The 19,178-nt window shown below is 59.2% G+C and carries 21 protein-coding genes and 1 pseudogene; 14 read left to right on the forward strand and 8 right to left on the reverse strand.

The window, feature by feature from the left end; all coding sequences use genetic code 11:
* Positions 1-54: 54 nt before the first annotated feature.
* On the forward strand, positions 55-1,176 hold the full coding sequence (locus BFV67_RS02680) for a ribosomal protein uL16 3-hydroxylase (protein WP_023326636.1): 1,122 nt from the start codon (positions 55-57) through the stop codon (positions 1,174-1,176).
* Between the two features lie 90 nt (positions 1,177-1,266).
* On the opposite strand, the gene BFV67_RS02685 is transcribed toward BFV67_RS02680, so the two are convergent.
* Positions 1,267-2,682, reverse strand: a complete 1,416-nt coding sequence (locus BFV67_RS02685; protein WP_069597834.1) for an aminotransferase-like domain-containing protein — start codon at positions 2,680-2,682, stop codon at positions 1,267-1,269.
* 176 nt (positions 2,683-2,858) lie between these two features.
* Here BFV67_RS02685 and BFV67_RS02690 point away from each other — a divergent pair, with 176 nt between their 5' ends.
* A complete protein-coding gene (locus BFV67_RS02690; RefSeq protein WP_069597835.1) occupies positions 2,859-3,020 on the forward strand; it encodes a DUF1127 domain-containing protein in 162 nt (53 codons plus the stop codon).
* A gap of 86 nt (positions 3,021-3,106) precedes the next feature.
* Here BFV67_RS02690 and pdxR read toward each other — a convergent pair whose 3' ends face one another.
* Positions 3,107-4,495, reverse strand: coding sequence for a MocR-like pyridoxine biosynthesis transcription factor PdxR (gene pdxR, locus BFV67_RS02695; protein ID WP_069597836.1), 1,389 nt, complete (start codon positions 4,493-4,495; stop codon positions 3,107-3,109).
* 102 nt (positions 4,496-4,597) lie between these two features.
* On the opposite strand from pdxR, the gene BFV67_RS02700 reads away from it, so the two are divergent.
* Complete coding sequence (locus tag BFV67_RS02700) at positions 4,598-5,077, forward strand: carboxymuconolactone decarboxylase family protein (RefSeq protein WP_008501331.1); 480 nt, start codon at positions 4,598-4,600, stop codon at positions 5,075-5,077.
* On the opposite strand, the gene BFV67_RS02705 is transcribed toward BFV67_RS02700, so the two are convergent.
* Positions 5,064-5,966 carry a LysR family transcriptional regulator gene (locus tag BFV67_RS02705; RefSeq protein WP_069597837.1) on the reverse strand — a complete coding sequence of 301 codons (903 nt, stop codon included), beginning with the start codon at positions 5,964-5,966 and terminating at the stop codon, positions 5,064-5,066. The genes BFV67_RS02700 and BFV67_RS02705 overlap by 14 nt on opposite strands.
* A gap of 100 nt (positions 5,967-6,066) precedes the next feature.
* Between BFV67_RS02705 and BFV67_RS02710 the strand changes: the two genes are divergently transcribed.
* The 7 genes and pseudogenes from BFV67_RS02710 to BFV67_RS02735 all read left to right on the forward strand — a co-directional run bounded on the left by BFV67_RS02710 (position 6,067) and on the right by BFV67_RS02735 (position 11,492).
* Entirely contained in the window at positions 6,067-7,482 is a 1,416-nt protein-coding gene (locus tag BFV67_RS02710) for an aldehyde dehydrogenase family protein (protein ID WP_069597838.1), read from the forward strand.
* Positions 7,483-7,633: 151 nt separating this feature from the next.
* Positions 7,634-7,963 (forward strand): antibiotic biosynthesis monooxygenase family protein, encoded by a 330-nt coding sequence (locus BFV67_RS02715; protein WP_069597839.1) that lies wholly within the window; start codon positions 7,634-7,636, stop codon positions 7,961-7,963.
* Positions 7,942-8,058, forward strand: a pseudogene (locus BFV67_RS23115) (amino acid-binding protein); the annotation flags it as partial. The gene BFV67_RS02715 and the pseudogene BFV67_RS23115, both read left to right, overlap by 22 nt.
* The gene (locus BFV67_RS02720; RefSeq protein ID WP_069597840.1) at positions 8,051-8,746 is read left to right on the forward strand and encodes an ArsR/SmtB family transcription factor; all 696 of its coding nucleotides are present in this window, start codon (positions 8,051-8,053) and stop codon (positions 8,744-8,746) included. The pseudogene BFV67_RS23115 and the gene BFV67_RS02720, both read left to right, overlap by 8 nt.
* 145 nt (positions 8,747-8,891) lie before the next feature.
* On the forward strand, positions 8,892-9,362 hold the full coding sequence (locus BFV67_RS02725; RefSeq protein WP_008501325.1) for a MarR family winged helix-turn-helix transcriptional regulator: 471 nt from the start codon (positions 8,892-8,894) through the stop codon (positions 9,360-9,362).
* On the forward strand, positions 9,359-10,426 hold the full coding sequence (locus BFV67_RS02730) for an HlyD family secretion protein (protein ID WP_088728436.1): 1,068 nt from the start codon (positions 9,359-9,361) through the stop codon (positions 10,424-10,426). The genes BFV67_RS02725 and BFV67_RS02730 overlap by 4 nt, the downstream gene beginning before the upstream one ends.
* Entirely contained in the window at positions 10,416-11,492 is a 1,077-nt protein-coding gene (locus tag BFV67_RS02735; protein WP_069597841.1) for a DUF2955 domain-containing protein, read from the forward strand. Before BFV67_RS02730 ends, BFV67_RS02735 begins: the two co-directional genes overlap by 11 nt.
* On the opposite strand, the gene BFV67_RS02740 is transcribed toward BFV67_RS02735, so the two are convergent.
* Complete coding sequence (locus BFV67_RS02740) at positions 11,489-12,760, reverse strand: DUF445 domain-containing protein (protein ID WP_069597842.1); 1,272 nt, start codon at positions 12,758-12,760, stop codon at positions 11,489-11,491. The two genes, BFV67_RS02735 and BFV67_RS02740, sit on opposite strands and share 4 nt — an antisense overlap.
* 168 nt (positions 12,761-12,928) lie before the next feature.
* Between BFV67_RS02740 and BFV67_RS02745 the strand changes: the two genes are divergently transcribed.
* Complete coding sequence (locus tag BFV67_RS02745; protein ID WP_025912099.1) at positions 12,929-13,216, forward strand: BrnT family toxin; 288 nt, start codon at positions 12,929-12,931, stop codon at positions 13,214-13,216.
* Complete coding sequence (locus BFV67_RS02750; protein ID WP_025912101.1) at positions 13,203-13,505, forward strand: BrnA antitoxin family protein; 303 nt, start codon at positions 13,203-13,205, stop codon at positions 13,503-13,505. Before BFV67_RS02745 ends, BFV67_RS02750 begins: the two co-directional genes overlap by 14 nt.
* A 30-nt stretch (positions 13,506-13,535) precedes the next feature.
* Here the strand turns inward: BFV67_RS02750 and BFV67_RS02755 are convergent, their stop codons facing one another.
* Positions 13,536-14,174, reverse strand: coding sequence for a LysE family translocator (locus BFV67_RS02755; protein ID WP_069597843.1), 639 nt, complete (start codon positions 14,172-14,174; stop codon positions 13,536-13,538).
* A 47-nt stretch (positions 14,175-14,221) separates the two neighbouring features.
* Positions 14,222-14,965 (reverse strand): helix-turn-helix transcriptional regulator, encoded by a 744-nt coding sequence (locus BFV67_RS02760; protein ID WP_069597844.1) that lies wholly within the window; start codon positions 14,963-14,965, stop codon positions 14,222-14,224.
* Between the two features lie 151 nt (positions 14,966-15,116).
* Here BFV67_RS02760 and BFV67_RS02765 point away from each other — a divergent pair, with 151 nt between their 5' ends.
* Complete coding sequence (locus tag BFV67_RS02765) at positions 15,117-16,487, forward strand: NAD-dependent succinate-semialdehyde dehydrogenase (RefSeq protein ID WP_069597845.1); 1,371 nt, start codon at positions 15,117-15,119, stop codon at positions 16,485-16,487.
* 45 nt (positions 16,488-16,532) lie between these two features.
* Here the strand turns inward: BFV67_RS02765 and BFV67_RS02770 are convergent, their stop codons facing one another.
* The gene (locus BFV67_RS02770; protein WP_008501314.1) at positions 16,533-16,853 is read right to left on the reverse strand and encodes a hypothetical protein; all 321 of its coding nucleotides are present in this window, start codon (positions 16,851-16,853) and stop codon (positions 16,533-16,535) included.
* Positions 16,853-17,398 (reverse strand): YfaZ family outer membrane protein, encoded by a 546-nt coding sequence (locus BFV67_RS02775; protein ID WP_008501313.1) that lies wholly within the window; start codon positions 17,396-17,398, stop codon positions 16,853-16,855. Before BFV67_RS02775 ends, BFV67_RS02770 begins: the two co-directional genes overlap by 1 nt.
* Before the next feature lie 411 nt (positions 17,399-17,809).
* On the opposite strand from BFV67_RS02775, the gene BFV67_RS02780 reads away from it, so the two are divergent.
* Positions 17,810-19,168, forward strand: a complete 1,359-nt coding sequence (locus tag BFV67_RS02780) for an esterase-like activity of phytase family protein (RefSeq protein WP_069597846.1) — start codon at positions 17,810-17,812, stop codon at positions 19,166-19,168.
* The last annotated feature ends 10 nt before the right edge of the window (positions 19,169-19,178 follow it).

The following is a 19,178-nucleotide window of genomic DNA, read 5'->3' on the forward strand; positions in this document are numbered from 1 at the left end:
CCTCTGCTTTCTTACCTATAATCGCGCCTGTTTCCCCTCTCACTGGTGCTACCCATGGCGTATCAACTGAACCTGAACTGGCCGGAATTTCTTGAGAAATACTGGCAAAAACAACCCGTTGTGCTGAAAAATGCCTTTCCGAATTTTGTCGATCCGATTACCCCGGACGAGCTGGCAGGGCTGGCGATGGAGCCGGAGGTCGATAGCCGTCTGGTGAGCCATTTCAACGGTAAATGGCAGGCCAGCAATGGCCCGTTTGAGCACTTCGACGATCTGGGCGAAACCGGCTGGTCGCTGCTGGCGCAGGCGGTGAACCACTGGCATATGCCCGCCGCGGAGCTGGTGCGTCCGTTCCGCGTTCTGCCGGACTGGCGTCTGGACGATCTGATGATCTCCTTCTCCGTGCCGGGCGGCGGCGTGGGTCCGCATATCGATCAGTACGACGTGTTTATCATTCAGGGGATGGGCAGCCGCCGCTGGCGCGTGGGCGACAAGCTGCCGATGCGTCAGTTCTGCCCGCATCCGGCGCTGCTGCATGTGGATCCGTTCGAGCCGATTATTGACGAAGATCTGGCCCCGGGCGATATCCTCTACATCCCGCCAGGATTCCCGCACGACGGATTTACCCATGAAACGGCGCTCAACTACTCCGTCGGCTTCCGCGGGCCGAACGGCCGCGATCTGATCAGCAGCTTCGCCGATTATGCGCTGGAAAACGATCTGGGCGGCGAGCACTACAGCGATCCGGATCTGACCTGCCGCGAACACCCGGGCCGCGTGGAGCAGTACGAGCTGGATCGCATTCGTCAGATGATGATCGACATGATCGGCAAGCCTGATGATTTCACAAAATGGTTCGGCAGCTTTGTCTCCACGCCGCGTCACGAGCTGGATATTGCCGCCGCCGAGCCGCCGTACGCGCCGGAAGAGGTGCTGGACGCGCTGCAGGGCGGCGAAACGCTGTCTCGCCTGAGCGGCCTGCGCGTGCTGAACATCAACGGCAGCTTCTTCATCAACAGCGAACAGCTGGAGACGGTAGACGCGAAGGCGGCGGATGCGCTGTGCCGCTACACCGAACTCGGTCAGGCCGAGCTGGGCGATGCGCTGAAAAACCCGGCGTTTGTCGAGGAGCTCACCGGGCTGATTAACCAGGGATACTGGTACTTCGACGAGTAGTGCGGCCTGTTGCCCGGTGGCGCTGCGCTTACCGGGCCTACAACGGCGAGAACGTAGGCCGGGTCAGGCGAAGCCGCCACCCGGCAAAAACTACTCCTCCATCGCAATCACAATCGCTTCACCCATCTTCTTCAACGCCTCGCGATGTTTCTCCGTTGGCGGCAGCGCCACGTTGATCCGCAGGCAGTTGCGGTACTTCCCGGAGGCGGAAAACAGCGACCCGGCCGCGGCCTGGATTTTCAGCCGGCACAGCTGCTTGCTGACGCACACCATATCCACATTTTCCGGCAGCTCCACCCACAGCAGGAAGCTGCCCTGCGGGCGCGTGACGCAAATCTCTGCCGGAAAATACTGCCGCACCCAGCAGGTGTAGGTTTCCATATTCTGCTGATAAATCTGGCGCATACGGCGCACGTGGCGATGGTAATGGCCGTCGCGAATAAACGCCGCCACCGCCATCTGCGTGCCCGGCACGTTAAACCCGCCCGCGGCGTATTTCATGTGCATCACCCGGTCGTAGTAGCGTCCCGGCACAATCCAGCCGACGCGCAGGCCCGGCGCCACGGTTTTAGTAAACGAGCTGCAGAGGATCACGCGGCCGTCGATATCCATGGAATGAATGGTGCGCGGGCGCGGGTACTCCGCCGCCAGCTCGCCGTAAATATCATCCTCGACAATCACGATATCGTGCCGCTGGGCGAGGGCCAGCACCTGCTTTTTCCGCGCCTCCGGCATGATAAACCCGAGCGGGTTATTGCAGTTGGGCACCAGGATCACCGCCTTGATCGGCCACTGCTCCATTGCCAGCTCTAGCGCTTCGATGCTGATCCCGGTTTCAGAGTCGGTGGGAATTTCAATCGCCTTGATGTCAAACCCGCGCAGCATCTGCATCGTGCCGTGAAACGACGGTGATTCCACCGCCACGATATCCCCCGGTTTGCACACCGACAGCAGGGCGATCGACAGCGCGCCGTGGCAGCCGTTGGTGATCACAATGTCGCTTGCCGAGACGGTGGAGCCGCCGTCCAGCATCAGGCGGGCGATCTGCTCGCGCAGCTCCAGGCGCCCGTCAAGCACGTCATAGCTCAGCATCTCGCTGGGGTTATGCTGCGCGATGCGGCTCATCTCGCGCCACAGGGGCTTCAGGCTCGGCTGGTTAATGTCCGGCGAACCGCCGCCAAAGGAGATCATCTCTTTGTCGGCGCGGGCGTCCAGCAGCATCATCACCTCATCCCACTGGGTAACGTCCACCGGGCGCTGCACCGGGCGCGTCATTGCCGGGACGGGCGGCTGGGCCTTGCGCGGCGAGACAAAATAGCCGGAGCGCGGCTGAGGCGTGATCAGCTGGAGGTTTTCGAGGATCTGGTAGGCCTGCTGTATGGTGCTGATGCTCACGCCGTGCTCCTGGCTCAGCGCGCGCACTGACGGCAGACGTTCGCCGCTGCGATACAGCCCTTGTTCAATGCGTTCTGCCAGAAGGTTGGCGAGATGTTGATAGCGCGTCATGCTGTATCCTCTGTTTTCACCATACAGATTATAAAACCAGTACAGATTGCTGCGAAAATGGCCATGCAGATACTGTTTTAGCGGATCTGTATGTTAAACAAAAGTTGTTTTTGCATCTGTATTGCACAGGCCGATTTCCGGGATGATAACCCCACTGACACAGTGAGGAGAGCATCATGGAATTCTACGAGAATCGTTCAAAACGTCCGTTTGTTGTGTTTGTCTGGATCGCGAAAACGCTGCGTAACTGGTATCGCATCAACCGCACCCGCCGCATCCTGAGCCAGATGAGCGACGAGCAGCTCAAGGACGTCGGGTTATCGCGGCATGATGTATGAGCCGCGTCATCGCCCGGTGGCGCTACGCTTACCGGGCCTACGGGATCGAGTAGGCCGGGTAAGGCGAAGCCGCCACCCGGCGATGTTTAGCGCAACAGCGCAAACGTCTGCCGCTTCGGCCTTTCCAGTAAATCCAGCGCCTCCTGATACGACCGCACGTTGTTATAGCCCATCACCAGCCCGTAGCGTTTGCCCGACCCGCGATACCACTCCGAGAGCGCATTGACCTGCAGCTGCTGTTCCTGCCAGCAGCGCGCGATTTCCCGGTCACGGCTTCCTTTGGTCAGGAACGCCACGATATGCATCCCGCCGTCGTTTTGCTCGGTGAAAAACAGATCGCCATATACCTCCTGCAGGGCGGCAATCATCCAGTCGCGGCGGGTCTGATACAGCGCGCGCATCTTTTTCAGATGACGGAAAAAATGCCCTTCGTTGAGAAACGCGGTGAGGATCTTTTGCGTCAGCACCGGCTGGCCGCTGGTGGTGATGTCCGCGCAGTCGGTAAAGGCCCCGACGGTGCTGGCGGGCATCACCACGTAGCCCATGCGCAGCGACGGCATAATGGTTTTACTGAAGGAGCCCATAAAAATCACCCGGTCGTGCTGGTCGAGGCTTTTCAGCGACGGCAGCACCTTGCGCGTGTAGTGAAACTCTCCGTCGTAATCGTCTTCGATAATCCACGCCTCGTTCTGGCTGGCCCAGTCGAGCAGCTGCTGTTTACGCGGCAGCGAGAGCGTGACCGCCAGCGGACTCTGGTGCGACGGGGTGACGATGGCAAAACGGGCGTCGCGATGGTGGCGGAGCAGGTAGTCCGTGTCGATGCCGCAGCGATCGACCGGCACGGTGTGCAGGCGCGGCACGATCCGCTTCAGCAGCTGCTGGCCCATAAAATAACCCGGATCCTCAAACACCACCTTGTCGCTGCGGCTGGCGAGGGTATCGAGGATCAGCCGCAGGCTGCCGCTGTAGCCGCTGGTGATCAACACCTGTTCAGCGGTGCAGGACAAGCCGCGCGAGATGTTGAGGTAGCTGGCGATGGCCTGCCGCAGCGGATACCAGCCCAGCACCGGCGGGTTGAGCATCTCCTCCTGACGCATGGCCCGCGTCGCCTGGCCCGCCAGCAGCAGCCACTTTTTATACGGGAAGCTGTCGAGGGCGGGGATGCCGGGGCGCAGAAACCCCGCCCGCTCGCGCTGGCTGATGAGCGAGGCCGGAAGCGTACCGGTGGGCTGCTCCGCCGGGGCATGCTTGTCCGGCAGCAGGAGGTCCGGGTTAACCCGCGTGCCGCGCGCCCCCTGGCTCACCAGATACCCTTCACCCGTCAGAATGGCATACGCCGTTTCGACGGTTTTACGCGCCACCTTCAGCTCTTCCGCCAGCATGCGGATAGCAGGCACCCTGTCGCCCGGCTTCAGCACGCCGCGCGTGATGTTGTCGCGGTAGCGGGAATAAATCTCGTGATAGCCCGGCTTCATGTCCTACCTCGTTTCACGCTTTTTGTGTCTTTTTACTATGTCATTAACGGCGTAGATTTGCCTCATCGCACGGCACATGCCGCACAAAAAAGAGGAAAGACCATGAGCACTCGCGTTAACCACCATAAAGCTACACCTGCCCTCGCCAACGCGCTGTCTGCCCTGAGCATGGAGGTGGCAAAAACCTCCATCGACCCGGCGCTGAAGCACCTGATCGACATTCGCGTGTCGCAGCTGAACGGCTGTACGTTCTGTCTGGATATGCACTCTAAAGAGGCCAAAATCGCCGGGGAACGAGAGCTGCGCCTGTACCATCTGGCGGCCTGGCGCGAGTCCCCGCTGTTTAGCGCCCGCGAAAAAGCGGCGCTGGCCTTCACCGAAGCGCTAACCCAGATTGGCGTTCACGGCGTGAGCGATGCGCTCTACCGCAGCGTGGCGGAGCACTTCTCCGACGTGGAGATTTCAGAGCTGAACTTCGCCATCGTGGCGATCAACGCCTGGAACCGTCTGGGGATCACCTCCCGCATGGCGCCCGGCTCGCTGGACGCGGCGTACGGGCTGAATAAGGCTAACCTGGAATAATCCCGCGCTCGCGGATCATCGCCACCAGCGCCCGCAGTCCCGGCGGGACGTGGCGATGGCCCGGGTAGTACAGGCGCAGCCCGGCAAACGGCTGCGTCCAGTCGTTTAGGACGCTCACCAGCTCCCCGCTTTTCAGCTCGTCCTGAATATAGAGTTCCGGTAAAAATCCCACCCCTAACCCCGCTTTTACGGCGCGGATCGAGGCAAAAAGATCGGACGTCGCAAAGCGCGGCGGCACGGCAAGCGCGTACGTTTCACCCCGACGTGCCAGCTCCCAGCGGTAGATCCCGCCGTGGGCCATACGCATGCCGATCCCCTGATGTGAAAGCAGATCGTCCGGCGTCTCGGGTATGCCGTGACGGGCGAAATAGTCCGGCGTGGCGGTGACGAGCTGGCGGATCTCACCGGTCAGCGGCACGGCGATCATGTCCTGCGGAACGGACTCTTCGAGGCGGATCCCCGCGTCATAGCCTTCTGCGACGATGTCGATCATCCTTGCTTCGCTCACCGTTTCCACGCGCATTTTCGGGTAGCGGATCATGAAGTCGATCAGCAGCTGGTCCAGAAACAGCGTGCCGATATGGTTCGGCACGTTGAGGCGCAGCGTGCCGGCGGGTTCCCCGGTGTCGCTGTGGATCGCCTCCCCGGCGAGACGGATCTCCTGCAGCGCCGGGCCGATACGCGCCACGTAGCGCTGCCCGGCGTCGGTGAGCGCCACGCTGCGGGTGGTGCGGTTAAAAAGACGCGTCTCGAGGCGGCTCTCCAGCCCGGCGATGGCGTTACTCACCGCCGTGGCGGACATCCCCAGCTCCTGGGCGGCACCGCGAAAACTGCCGCGTCGTACCACCGCCATCACCACTTCCAGCTCTGTCAGACCTGAACGATGCATAGATTATCCTGAAAATCGAAACAACCCTTGCAGCATAGCGTGGATTATCGCAACGGAGAAGCCATGACAGACTGTGCTCACAAAGCCTGAGGAGGTTTATATGCACACCATCGAACAGATCTTTATTAACGGCGAATTTGTTACCCCGCACGGTACCGAGTGGTTTGATTTGTACAACCCGGCGACGGCGCAGGTTATGGGTCAGGTTCGCCTGGCGGATGAGGTTGACGCTGAACGCGCTATCGCGGCGGCAAAAGCGGCGTTTCCGGCGTGGTCCCGGACCACAAAGCAGGAACGCATCGCCGCGCTGAAGCGCATGCACGCCGCCGTGGCCGCCCGTCACGATGCGCTGCTGGATGCGATTGTTGAGGAGTACGGCGCGCCCGCCTCGCGCTCGGCGTGGATGGCAAGCTATCCGGCAGAGGTGATTGCTCAGGCCATCGAGGCGCTTGAGGCGTTTGAGTTTGTCACCCCAGCAGGTGCCGCAACGGTGCAGATGACGCCGCTCGGCGTGGCCGGGTTGATTACCCCGTGGAACAGCGATGCGGGGTTTATCTGCGGCAAACTGGCGGCCGCGCTGGCGGCGGGCTGCACGGCGGTCATCAAGCCGAGTGAAATAAGCGCCCTGCAAACGCAGATTGTCACCGAAGCGCTGCGCGACGCCGCGCTGCCGCCGGGCGTGTTTAACATCGTCACCGGAAGCGGCGAGACGGTGGGCGAAACCCTCAGCCGCCATCCGGACGTCGCGAAAATCTCGTTCACCGGTTCCACGAATACCGGCAAGGCGATCCTGCGCAACGCGGCGGAAAGCTTTAAGCGCGTCACGCTGGAGTTGGGCGGTAAATCGCCGACGATCCTGCTGGATGATGTGGATATCGCGCAGGCGATCCCGCTGGTGATCCAGGCCGGGTTTATGAACAGCGGGCAGGCGTGCGTGGCCGGGACGCGCATTCTGGTGCCTCACTCGCGCAAGGCGGAGATCGAAACCGCGCTGGCGCAGGCCGTGGCGGCGGTGAAATCCGGCGACCCGCGCAACAGTGCGACAGACGTCGGCCCGATGGTCAGCGAAAAGCAGTGGCTGCGGGTGCAGGGCTATATCCGCAAAGGAATCGAAGAAGGGGCGCGCCTGCTGGCAGGCGGTGAAGGGCGACCGGAAGGCACGCGGGACGGCTGGTTTGTGCGTCCGACGCTGTTTGCCGACGTGAACAACCGGATGACGATTGCCCGTGACGAGATATTCGGCCCGGTGCTGTGCGTGATCCCCTATCGTGACGAGGCGGAGGCGATCGCCATTGCCAACGATACCGAGTACGGCCTGAGCGCGATGGTGCTGGGCTGCGATGTGGCCCGCGCGCGACGCGTGGCACAGCAGATTGTTTCCGGTCGCGTGCTGGTGAACACCCTGGCTCATGAACCGAAAGCGCCATTTGGTGGCTTCAAACACTCCGGCGTGGGGCGCGAGATGGGCGAGTGGGGAATTCGGGCGTTTATGGAGCCGAGGTCGATGGTGGGCTAAAACCTGCCCGGTGGCGCTGCGCTTACCGGGCCTACATGAGCCGTAGGCCGGATAAGCGCAGCGCCATCCGGCACAACGTTTCGCTCCCTGCCGAAGCATTGTATCTCTCCACTCTGCATTCTCTCCCCAACATCACAACGGAGAGAAAACCATGATCGCAGTCCTTTTCGAAGCCAAAGCCGCGCCTGCCCATCAGGCGCGCTATCTTCAGCTTGCCGCAGAGCTTAAGCCTTTACTGGCCGACATCGACGGCTTTATTGATATCGAACGGTTCCAGAGCCTGACGACCGACGGCAAAATCCTCTCTCTTTCCTGGTGGCGGGATGAAGAGGCCGTCCGCCGCTGGAAGCAGAACGTCTTTCATCAGGCGGCGCAGGCCGAAGGGCGGGCGTCGATTTTTTCTTTTTACCGTATTCGGGTGGCGCAGCTGGTGCGGGAATACAGTTTCGAAACCGGAGGGCACGCGGCGTGTCTATCCTGACACAGTACAGCGACCATGCGAATCACCTTATTCTGCTGACGGATGATGATAAGCTGGCCGCAGAGATCACCGAACCCTGGGCGGCCCATGCTTAAGACGAGTTTACCCCCCGATAACAGCGCGATGCTGGAAAAGGCGATTGCCGCGGTGGCGGCTGCCATGGCCGATCCGTCGCGCGTGAAGATGCTCTGTGCGCTAATGGACGGGCGGGCGTGGACGGCCACTGAACTGAGCGCGGCGGCAGACGTTGCGCCGTCGACCGCCAGCGGGCATCTTGCCCGGCTGGTTGAAGGGCAGCTGATTACCTGCCTGTCGCAAGGGCGGCATCGTTATTATCGTCTTGCCGGGCACGACGTGGCGGCGCTGGTGGAACAGATGATGGGGCTTTCGTGGAGCCGCATTACCCCGCCGGAAACCAGCGCGCCGAAAGCCATGCGTGAAGCCCGGACCTGCTACGACCACCTCGCAGGCGTCGTGGCGGTGCAGATCTATGATTTCATGCAGGCGGAAGGCTGGCTGGAGGCTGACGGTTCAGCGATGACACTCTATGGCCGGGAGCAGTTCCTGGCGCTCGGTATTCCGTTAAGCGCGCATCCGCGCCGGAAGGCCTGCTGCGCCTGCCTGGACTGGAGCGAGCGACGGTTTCACCTGGGCGGAGAAGCCGGTGCGTTGCTGCTCGACCATCTGGAAAGTAAAGGCTGGATCCAGCGGGTGGCGGGGTATCGGGAGGTGGTGGTGACGGCGTCGGGAAAGGCTGCTGTTAAGAGGCTTTTTAGCCGCTAAAAACGCCCGGTGGCGCTGCGCTTACCGGGCCTACGTGTACATCGCCTCCAGTAACACCTTTCGCAATTCCTGCGCTTTAACTTCTCGTTTCTTGATAGTTACCCTGATAACTATTATCTTGACCGCGTGTGACGAGAGGTTCCCCATGAGTGAAGAAGAACTGTTCTGCCGCAGGCCGATGGGCATGCGGATGGCGATGATCGTGCGCCAGTGGCGTGCCGTCATCGACGACGCCATTCTCGATACCGGGTTAACCCAGTCGAGCTGGACGGTGATGATGCAGCTTCATCAGCTCGGGGATAACGTCTCAATGAGTGAGCTTGCGGAGGTGCAGGGCATTGAACTGCCGCCGCTGATGCGCACCCTGACACAGCTGGAAAAACAGGGTTACCTGCTGCGCACCACATCGCCTTATGACAAGCGCATCCGGCTTCTGACGCTGACGCCTGAGGGAAAAGCCATATTAAAAAGGCTCACTCAGGTGATTGAGACGTATCAGGCGCGCGTATCGCAAAACATCGCGCCGGAACATCTCGACATTTTCAGCGCCACGTTGAATCAAATCGCCTGCAATTTGCGGACAATCCGCGAAGAAGATAACAAGACCGAAAAATAATGACCCCTGAACAAAAGTTTGCCCGCTGGGTAAGGGTGAGTATTGCCTCTTTCCTGCTGATGTTTGTCTACTTTATCGTCGCGGATATCTGGATCCCGCTGACGCCGGACTCCACTGTGATGCGCGTGGTGACGCCGGTGTCTCCGCGCGTTTCCGGCTACGTGGCGGCGGTACATGTCCATAACAACAGCCAGGTGAAGAAAGGCGATCTGCTGTTTGAACTCGACGACACGCCGTTTCGCAATAAGGTGGAAGCGGCGCAAATCGCGCTCGAGCAGGCACGCCTGTCCAACGAACAGCTGGATGCGCAGATCGCCGCCGCGCAGGCCAGCCTGAAAACCGCCGTGCTGACCGCGCGTAACGACAAAGTGACCTTTGATCGCTACCAGAAGCTGAGCACGCTGCAGAACGTCTCGCAGGCGGATCTGGATAAGGTTCGCACCACCTGGCAGAGCAGCGAGCAGTCCGTCAGCACGATTCAGGCCAACATCCGCAACCTGCGCATCCAGCGTGGTGAGCGCGAAGAACACCGCAACGTGACGCTGCAAAAATACCGTAACGCGCTGGATGAAGCGGAACTCAATCTCGGCTGGACGAAGGTTTACGCCCAGGCGGACGGCACGGTCAGTAACCTGCAGTTAAGCCCGGGCTTTTACGCCTCCTCGGGCTCAGCCGCGCTGGCGCTGGTAAACAACCAGACCGATATCGTGGCCGATTTCCGTGAGAAGAGCCTGCGCCATACCCATCAGGGCACCGATGCGGCCGTGGTGTTTGACGCCTTCCCGGGACACGTTTTCCGCGCCCACGTCACCAGCAGCGACGCGGGGATCCTCGCCGGTCAGGAGGCCGTTAACGGCCAGCTTTCCGAGCCGGAAACCTCTAACCGCTGGGTACGCGATGCCCAGCGGATGCGCATTCACGTGACGCTGGACGAGCCGCTGCCGAAGCATCTGCCGACCGGCGCCCGCGCGACCGTACAGCTCTATAACAGCGAAGGGCCGTTTGCGCGCTTTTTCTCCGGGATGCAGATCCACCTGGTAAGCCTGCTTCACTATGTCTATTAGTACCCTGGCGCGGGTCTTTACCCCGCACGGCAACATCGTCTACACGGCAAACGACTTTCGCCAGACCCTGCGCATCGTCTTTGCCGGGATGATTGCGCTCAGCATCTCCAGTTTCTACAACACCAGCTACGGCGTCTTTTTCGTGGTCTATCCGATCATGCTGCTCTCGCTGGTGCCGGTGTTTAACCGCCACGTGGCGAAGCAGTTTATCTTCAGCGCATCGCTCAACTGCGTCGAAATGGTGATTATCATCGGCTATCTGTCGCAATGGCCGGTCATCATGACGCTGGTGGTCTTTGCCCTGTACGTGATGCGCTTTCGCTTTATGAGTAAAGGCCCGCTGTTTCTGTTCGGTTCGATGGGCGTGGTGTGCCAGAGCGTGATGCTCAACTTTATGAGCTACCCCACCACCAACTGGCACACGCTTTTGTTCTCGAACATCGAAGCCAGCGTGATGGCGGTGTGCCTGAGCGCGCTGATGAACTACCTCCTGCCGGACGTGGAGCCCCGCAAGCCGCCGCCGCTGATCGAGAAAGACGACGCCCGCGTGCGCCACGAGTCGCTGCTCTCCGGCACCGTCGCGACGCTGATATTCGTCGTGTTTCAGATTAGCGACTTAAGCGATTCGCTTTCGGCGCTGATGGCGGGGATTCTGATCCTGTTCCCGATGCACTATCGCGGCGCGGTGATGAGCTCCATCTGGCGCGTGGTCGGCGTGGTGCTGGGTTGCCTCTATATTCTGGTGGTGCAGCTGCTCCTCTACGATCACAGCAGCCATATGCTGTTGATGATGCCGCTGATCGGCCTTGGGCTGGCGTTTGGCGCGCGACTCCACGTGATGGAGAAGGTCGGGGCGGGCGTAGGCTTCTCCAGCATCACCACCATCGGGATAATGTTCGGGCAGAACATGCACCCGGACACTGACCTGGTGTTCAGCGATCTGTACCGCATCACCTCCGTTACCTTTTCGCTGGTGGCGACGCTGACGATGGTCTTTCTGATGCACCTGATCCTCAACCGCTTCGAGGCGACGCGCTACGTCATCGCGCCGCCCAAAGTAGATTAATGTCCCAGCACGGCAGGCAGCTGCGAGAGTAAAAACAGGATCAGGCCAATCGTCCCGCCCACCAGCGTACCGTTGACGCGGATGAACTGCAGATCTTTACCAATGTTCAGTTCAATCTGGCGGGACATGTCTTTGGCGTCCCAGCTTTTGACCGTGTCGCTGATGTGGCGCGTCAGGAACGCCGCGAAATCCGGCGCCACGCGATGCGCGGCCTGCTCCAGATGCTCGTTCAGAGATGCCCGGAGGCTGGCGTCGTTTGTCAACGTTTCGCCAAACCACAGCCCGGCGTTGGCGATGCGTTGCTTCACGCGCGAATCCTCGCTCTGCATATCCGCCTTCAGCCACTGGCGCAGGTCGGCCCACATCTCCCCCAGATAGCGGTTAAACGCCTCGTCGTTTTTCAGGTAGTGCTTAATGTTGTCGGCTTTTGCCGCCATCTCCGGATCGTTTTTCAGCTTGTCGATAAGCTTCAGCGTGGCGCGGTCAAACGCCTGGCGGATCTGGTGCGTGCGGTCGTGGCTGATATCGTCCAGCAGCGTGTTGACCGCGTTCGATACCATCTCCGCGCTTTGATCGCCCAGCCACTCGGTGGGTAGCACCATCGCCTTGCGCGGGTGCTCGGTCTTCAGCCAGTGGACAATCTGGTCGGCAATAAAGTCCCGCGTGCTTTCCCGCTGAATCAGGGTAATCAACCGGTTGATGATGGCGTCCAGCAGCACCTGGTGGCGGTTGTTTTTGGTCATGCTCTCCAGCATCACGGCGCTGGTTTCGGTGAAGTCGACCTTGTCGATGGCCTTATGTACCGCCCGTTTAAGCAGGCGCTGAATGCGCCCGTCGTCGGTCAGCTCGAGAAAACCGCTCATCACCTGCATCAGATGCAGCCCGACGCGCTGGGCGTTGTCGGGCTTGCTGAACCAGGCGCCAATCATCTGGGCGGGCTCATAGCGGCGGATCAACGCCACCAGCGACTGGGTATCCAGAAACTTCTCCTGCACGAACTGGCCGAGATTGTCGCCAATCCGGTCTTTATTGCGCGGGATGATCGCCGTATGGCGGGAGATAAAGGGAATCGGCACCCGGCGGAACAGCGCGACGACCGCAAACCAGTCCGCCAGCGCGCCGACCATCGCCGCCTCGGCAATGGCCTTGACGCCGCGCACCCAGAAGGTCTGCGGCAGGAACAGGGTGGTGATAAAGGCCGCGGCGGCAACCAGCAGCAGCGACAGCGCCAGCAGCTTGGCGCGTTTGAGTTCAGCTATTTTTTCCATGGGTTAAGGATAGAGGGAAGCGGGGGGAAAGTGCAAAGCAGGGAGCGTTATGTCATTCCAGCTTCTGGAATCTACCTTCCGGAATTAAACACCTTTTTACATATTTGGTTTAATCATTGTGCAATTTGTATATGCTTTTTTGTATATACAATCAGGGAAGGGTACACTATGCCAACGGAGTATGAGTGGGATAGCAATAAGGCGAAAAGTAACCTGCAAAAACATGGCATACGCTTTGAGGATGCGGTTATGGTTTTTGACGATCCTTATCATTTGTCTGTTCAGGATCGCTATGAGAACGGTGAATTTCGCTGGCAAACCATCGGCCTTGTGCAAGGTCTTCTTGTTATTCTGGTCGCACATACGGTACGTTTTGAAAGCGGAGGAGAAATCATCCGTATCATTAGCGCACGAAAGGCGGACCGCAAAGAGAGGAGCCGTTATGAGCATCGTTAAACATAAACGCGGTAGTGCGCCTGAGGTAAGCGCTCGTCGTGAGGCTGAGCTCAAAGCATTAGCTGAAAAACCAGAAGCAGAGATTGATTACAGCGATATCCCTGCTACGGACGATGAACAGTGGTCAGGTGCGGTGCGAGGAAAGTTTTATCGTCCACTCAAAACTCAGGCATCTGTACGCATTGACGCCGATGTGATGGAGTGGCTTAAACGGCCTGGGAAAGGTTATCAGACGCGGCTCAATGCCATTTTGCGTGAAGCAATGCTGCGCGATCAAAACAAAAAATAAATAGCGGGCAGCGTTTGGCTGCCCGCTATCTCAGCGTATATTTTCCAGCAGCCGCCACAGCACCCACCCGCCAAACCCCATCAACACCACCCCCGCCGTGCGCTCTATCAGCCACAGCGCACGGCTGAGCTTCTGTTGCACCGACGATAGCCCCATCAGCGTCACCAGCGCCAGATCCCACGCCAGCACCACCGTCACCATCCAGACGCCGCACGTTGCCTGCTGAAGCAGCGTCACGTCCGGCCCCAGCAATGCCGTCATCAGCGCCAGATAGAACAGCGCGTTCTTCGGATTAAGCAGCGCCGAGCCGAGCCCCAGCAGGATCTGCTTGCGCAGCGAGGGGCAGCGCTGATGGGTTTCATGCAGCCTCATCGCCTGCGGTTGGCTTCGTACCAGATGCGAGCCGATCCACAGCAGGTACAGCGCCCCGCAAAGCTCTATCAGCGTAAACAGCCAGGCAAACTGCCGCAGCGCGCTCCAGCCGATAATCACCAGAACAATATAAAGCGCGTTACCCGCGGCGATGCCGACGCACAATCCGGCGCTGCCGCGCAGTCGGTAGCGCGCCGCGTAGCCCACCAGCAGGAAGAAGTCCGGCCCCGGGCTTAACAGGGCGACAAAATGCGCCAGCGCCAGGGCGAGAAAAGCGGAAGGGAAGAACAGTTCCATAGCAGCCTCGGTTAACAATCTGAGGTCAGGCTACGGTGATGCCAACGTTATTTATTGTCAGATATTGATCGGCCCGTCGCGTACTGGCGCGGCGTGGCGGCGGTATAGCTGACGAAGGTCTTATGAAAATGGCTCTGGTCGGCAAACCCGCTCTGGTAGCCAACGTCGGCGATGTCGTCCCCGGCTCGTAGCCGCGCTTTGGCGAACTCCACGCGGGAGATGTTGAGGAAGCTGCCCGGCGTCAGGCCGGTATCCTGCCGGAAGGTGCGGATCAGCGTCTCCTTGCGCAGCGAGAATCGTTGGGCAAGTTCGTCAAGCGAAGGCGGTGCGGCCAGGTCGGCAAGAAACGCCTGCCGCACGTGCTGGCTGGTTGAGCGAAGCGCGTCGGCGTTTGTCACGCAGCGGGGCAGGGCTGAAAGCAGCGTGTCCACGGATACAGGCGACATCGCCTCAACAATATCCAGGTAGCGCTTAAACAGCGCAGGGTCGCGAATCACCTGTAACGCCAGAGGAATATCGGTGTCGATATAGAGCATATGGTAGCTGCGCGGTTGCCCGGCGACGGGGTTGCAGCTGTGCGGCGCAGAGGCCGGGATCACAATGAGGTCCCCGGGGTTAAGGATGTATTCTCTGTCATGGCACACGCAGCAGGTCTGGCCTTCCATAATCGCGCCGATAGAGAGCTGAGGGTGACTGTGGCGCTTGTACGCCTGCGTGCTCTGCCACGTGCTGCGCAGCTCAAGGCCTGAGGCGCGGTGAAAAGTCTGCCGGATGTGTCGGGTATCGGTCATATGAACTCCTTCTGGACGTTTTTTATACCACGTCAGCGAACCGTCTGGCAGCGCTTCATTAAGAACCTTCCGGATATACCCAACTTTACGTCCACAGCCAGTCATGTTGACTACCCTTAATACCCTAAGCGGTAAAACAAGGAGATTCGACATGGCTTATCAGACAGTAAATCCTGCCACTAACCAGCTCATCAAAGAATACCCCTCGCATACCGACGCGGATATCGAAGCGGCGCTGAAGGCGGCCGATGCGCTTTACCATTCGGACTGGGCGAAAGGCGACATCAATCAGCGCCTGCCGGTGCTGCATAAGCTTGCCGACCTGATCGACGAGCGCACCGAGGAGCTGGCGAAAATTGCCAGTCAGGAGATGGGCAAGCTCATCGAACAGAGCCGCGGCGAGGTGAAGCTGTGCGCGCAGATCGCCCGCTACTACGCCGACAACGCGAAGCAGTTCCTGGCCCCGGTGAAGTATCAATCCGAACTCGGGGAAGCGTGGGTGGAGCATCACCCCATCGGCGTGCTGATGGCCGTTGAGCCGTGGAACTTCCCGTATTACCAGCTGATGCGCGTCCTGGCACCAAACCTGGCGGCGGGCAACCCGGTGATCGCCAAGCATGCCAGCATCGTGCCGCACTGCGCCGAGACCTTTGCCCACCTGGTCCGCGAGGCGGGCGCGCCGGAAGGTGCATGGACTAACCTGTTTATTTCGTCCGAGCAGGTGGCAAACATCATTGCCGACGATCGCGTGCAGGGTGCAGCGCTGACCGGCTCTGAAAAAGCCGGCAGCGTGGTGGCCGCGCAGGCGGCGAAGCACATCAAGAAATCCACCCTTGAACTGGGCGGTAACGACGTGTTCGTGGTGCTGGACGATGCGGACCTGGACAAAGCCGTCAAGATTGGCGTGAATGCGCGGCTCAACAACGCCGGGCAGGTCTGTACCGCGGCGAAGCGCTTTATCCTGCATGAAAAGATTGCCGACACCTTCCTGAGCAAATTCACCGAGGCATTTAAGCAGGTGAAGATTGGCGATCCGCTCGACGAAAGCACCACGCTGGGGCCGCTGTCGTCGAAAGATGCGCTGGAAACGCTGACCAAACAGGTCAACGAGGCGGTGAAAAACGGCGCGACGCTGCACTATGGCGGCAAGCCGGTGCAGCGTGAGGGGAGCTTCTTCGAACCGACGATCCTGACGAATATCTCGCGCGACAACCCGGCGTACTTTGAAGAGTTCTTCGGCCCGGTGGCGCAGATGTACGTGGTAAAAAACGATGACGAGGCGGTCGCGCTGGCGAACGACTCACACTACGGCCTGGGTGGGGCGGTATTCAGCCAGAATATCGAGCGCGCGAAGAAGATGGCGTCGCGGATCGAGACCGGGATGGTGTATATCAACTGGCTCACCGATACCGCGCCAGAGCTGCCGTTCGGCGGCGTGAAGCGCTCCGGTTACGGACGCGAGCTGTCGGATCTGGGGATCAAAGAGTTTGTGAACCAGAAGCTGGTGGTGGTGCGTCAGTAAGAGGCCATAAAAAAAACCTGCCAACCGGCAGGTTTTTTTATGGAGTTATTGCACTTCGATCTTGTCCCAGCCGCTTTTGAACATGCAGCTGTCAACCAGCGTATCCCGGCGATATTCATTCGCGTCTTCAACCGTGTAGCTCGTGGAAATATCCTTTTTCTTTTTCGATTTGTCCGTTTTTTCCGAGCTCGAACCGGTCACCACGTTATCCGGGGGAAGATCGATCAGCGCCTGCGCTTCGCATTCCGTGAGCTTTTTATTCATTTCCGCATCGCTGACGCCCGGTTTCACCCATTTGTACTGGACGCAGCCGGTGAGCATCAGCGTGAGGCTCAGAACGCAAAGCGCGGTCATGCGGTGTTTCATCAGAAGGTGACTCCACCGCCTACATATGCGCCGTCAATCAGCGTGTGGCCAGGGCGGCCGTCCTTGCCATCAACGCTCACGTGGCGGTAACCCACTTTCAGGGTCACAGGCGTAATCGGCGTCCAGCTTACGCCGCCGTTGGCTTCCACGTAGTTTTTCACGCTGTTGTTCAGCCCTTCTGGCGCCACGTAGCCTTCACCGTACACGTGGATGCTGTCGGTCAGGGCAACGTTCACACCGCCGCCGATCGGGAACGCCACGCCGTTATCGCCTTTCTTCGGGCCGATGTAGATGGCTTTGGCACCCGCATTCAGCATTACCGGGCCCACTTCCAGGTTGTAGCCTGCGCCCACGCCGCCGGTCTGGGTACCGTCATCGGTGTTTTTAAGCCAGTTGCTTTCGGCATACAGGCCGGATGAGGATTTCCCCATCTCGAGGTTGAGGTTGGTAAAGTTTTTACCCTGCTCAATGCTGCCGCCCATTGCCAGAGCGGAACCCGAGAGGGCGGTCAGAGCAGAAAGAAGAAGGATATTCAGTTTTTTCATGTTTTATGCCTCGTCATTAAATTCATCTGGGGGCACCTTAACAAGCGATGTTTATGACTGCAAATGTGATGAAGGTCGCTGTTTTATGCTGATATTGTTAACTTTTTTATTTGAAATGTTGCATCGATGTTTGATTGTCGAGGTGTCAACGCGTGATGTTCGGACGTTTAGGCACCGTTTAATTTTTTGACTAAACATAAACTGAACGAGGAAGGGATAGTGATTAGAGGTGAATTAATTGGGTTTCTAATAATTTCCAGAAGTATTTCAGATGTCACATAATACAACACAACCTTACATTTCTGGGCAATGAATATACGTTCACCCGCGCACGTCGGTTGCCTTTCTATGTCATTTTTCTGACACGTTTATTCTTTACGTTGTTGGCTTCACTCACTGGACACTAACAATATGAAAAGAAAAATTATTCCTGTGCTTATCGGTTGTGCGCTCTCTTTCTCTGGCCTGGCTGCGCAGCCTACCGCTGAGCGCTATATCGTCAGCTTCCCTGACGGCTCCCATGTGAAATACAGCGGCGCGTTTGCCGATGCGTTCCCGAACGGGCTTCCGGTGGGGATTGGCTCTGGCCTGCTGTTTACGGGCAAGCAGGGCGATGCCCTGACGTTTGCGACCGTGACCGATCGCGGTCCCAACGCCGATGCGCCAAAAATGGGTAAAAACGAAGCCAAAATCTTTGTTACGCCGGATTTCGCGCCGCTCCTGATGACCATCCGCGTCCAGAACGGCAAAGCGGAGGCGGTTGATGCCCGCCCGCTGCATGACGATAAAGGCGAGATTAACGGTCTCCCGCTGCAAAGCGGCGTGATTGGCTCCACCAATGAAGTGGCGTTCAGCGACACCCTCAAGGTCCTGAAAGGTGATAACCGCGGACTGGATACGGAAGGCATCACGCCGGACGGCAAAGGCGGCTACTGGCTGTGCGACGAGTACGGCCCGTTCCTGATTAACGTCGACAGCAAAGGGAAAATCCTCGCGATCCACGGGCCGCAGGCCGCGGAAGGGGAAAAATCTATCGCGGGCGGTCTGCCAAACATCATCAAATGGCGCCAGCCCAACCGGGGCTTTGAAGGCCTGACCCGGATGCCGGACGGGCGGATTATCGCCGCCGTGCAAAGCACGCTGGACATCGACGGGAAGAGCAAAAAGCAGGCGCTGTTCACCCGTCTGGTGAGCTTCGACCCGGCGACCGGCAAAACCGCGATGTACGGTTACCCTATCGACAGCGCGGCCTACGACAAAAACAGCGATGCCAAAATCGGCGACATCGTGGCGCTCGATAATCAGCACATCCTGCTGATTGAGCAGGGAAGCGATAAAAACGACGGGATGCGCAACCTGATTTACAAGGTGGATCTCAGCAAGGCGAGCGATCTTTCCGCCTTCGACAAGCCGGGCGAGTACCCGGAGTTTGATGATGAGAAAACCCTGGCGCAGCGCGGCATTAGCCTTGCGGCAAAAACGCAGGTGGTCGATCTTCGCGCGCTGGGCTGGCAGCAGGAGAAGGCTGAAGGACTGGCGCTGATCGACAGCAAAACGCTTGCGGTGGCGAACGATAACGATTTTGGCGTGAAGGTCGCGATGCAAAACCCGGTCGAGGGCAAGAAGCTTAAGGATTACCGGGTGAACGCGGAAGGCAAGCTGACGCTGGAGGATAAACCGGTGGAAACCACGCTCAGCGTGAAGCCGCTGAAGAAGCCGGAGTCCGACAGCGAGCTCTGGATTGTGACGCTGCCGGAGGCGGTGAAATAAGTTTACCGCT

Origin of the sequence: Enterobacter roggenkampii, assembly GCF_001729805.1 — a bacterium.
Taxonomy (GTDB): Bacteria; Pseudomonadota; Gammaproteobacteria; order Enterobacterales; family Enterobacteriaceae; genus Enterobacter; species Enterobacter roggenkampii.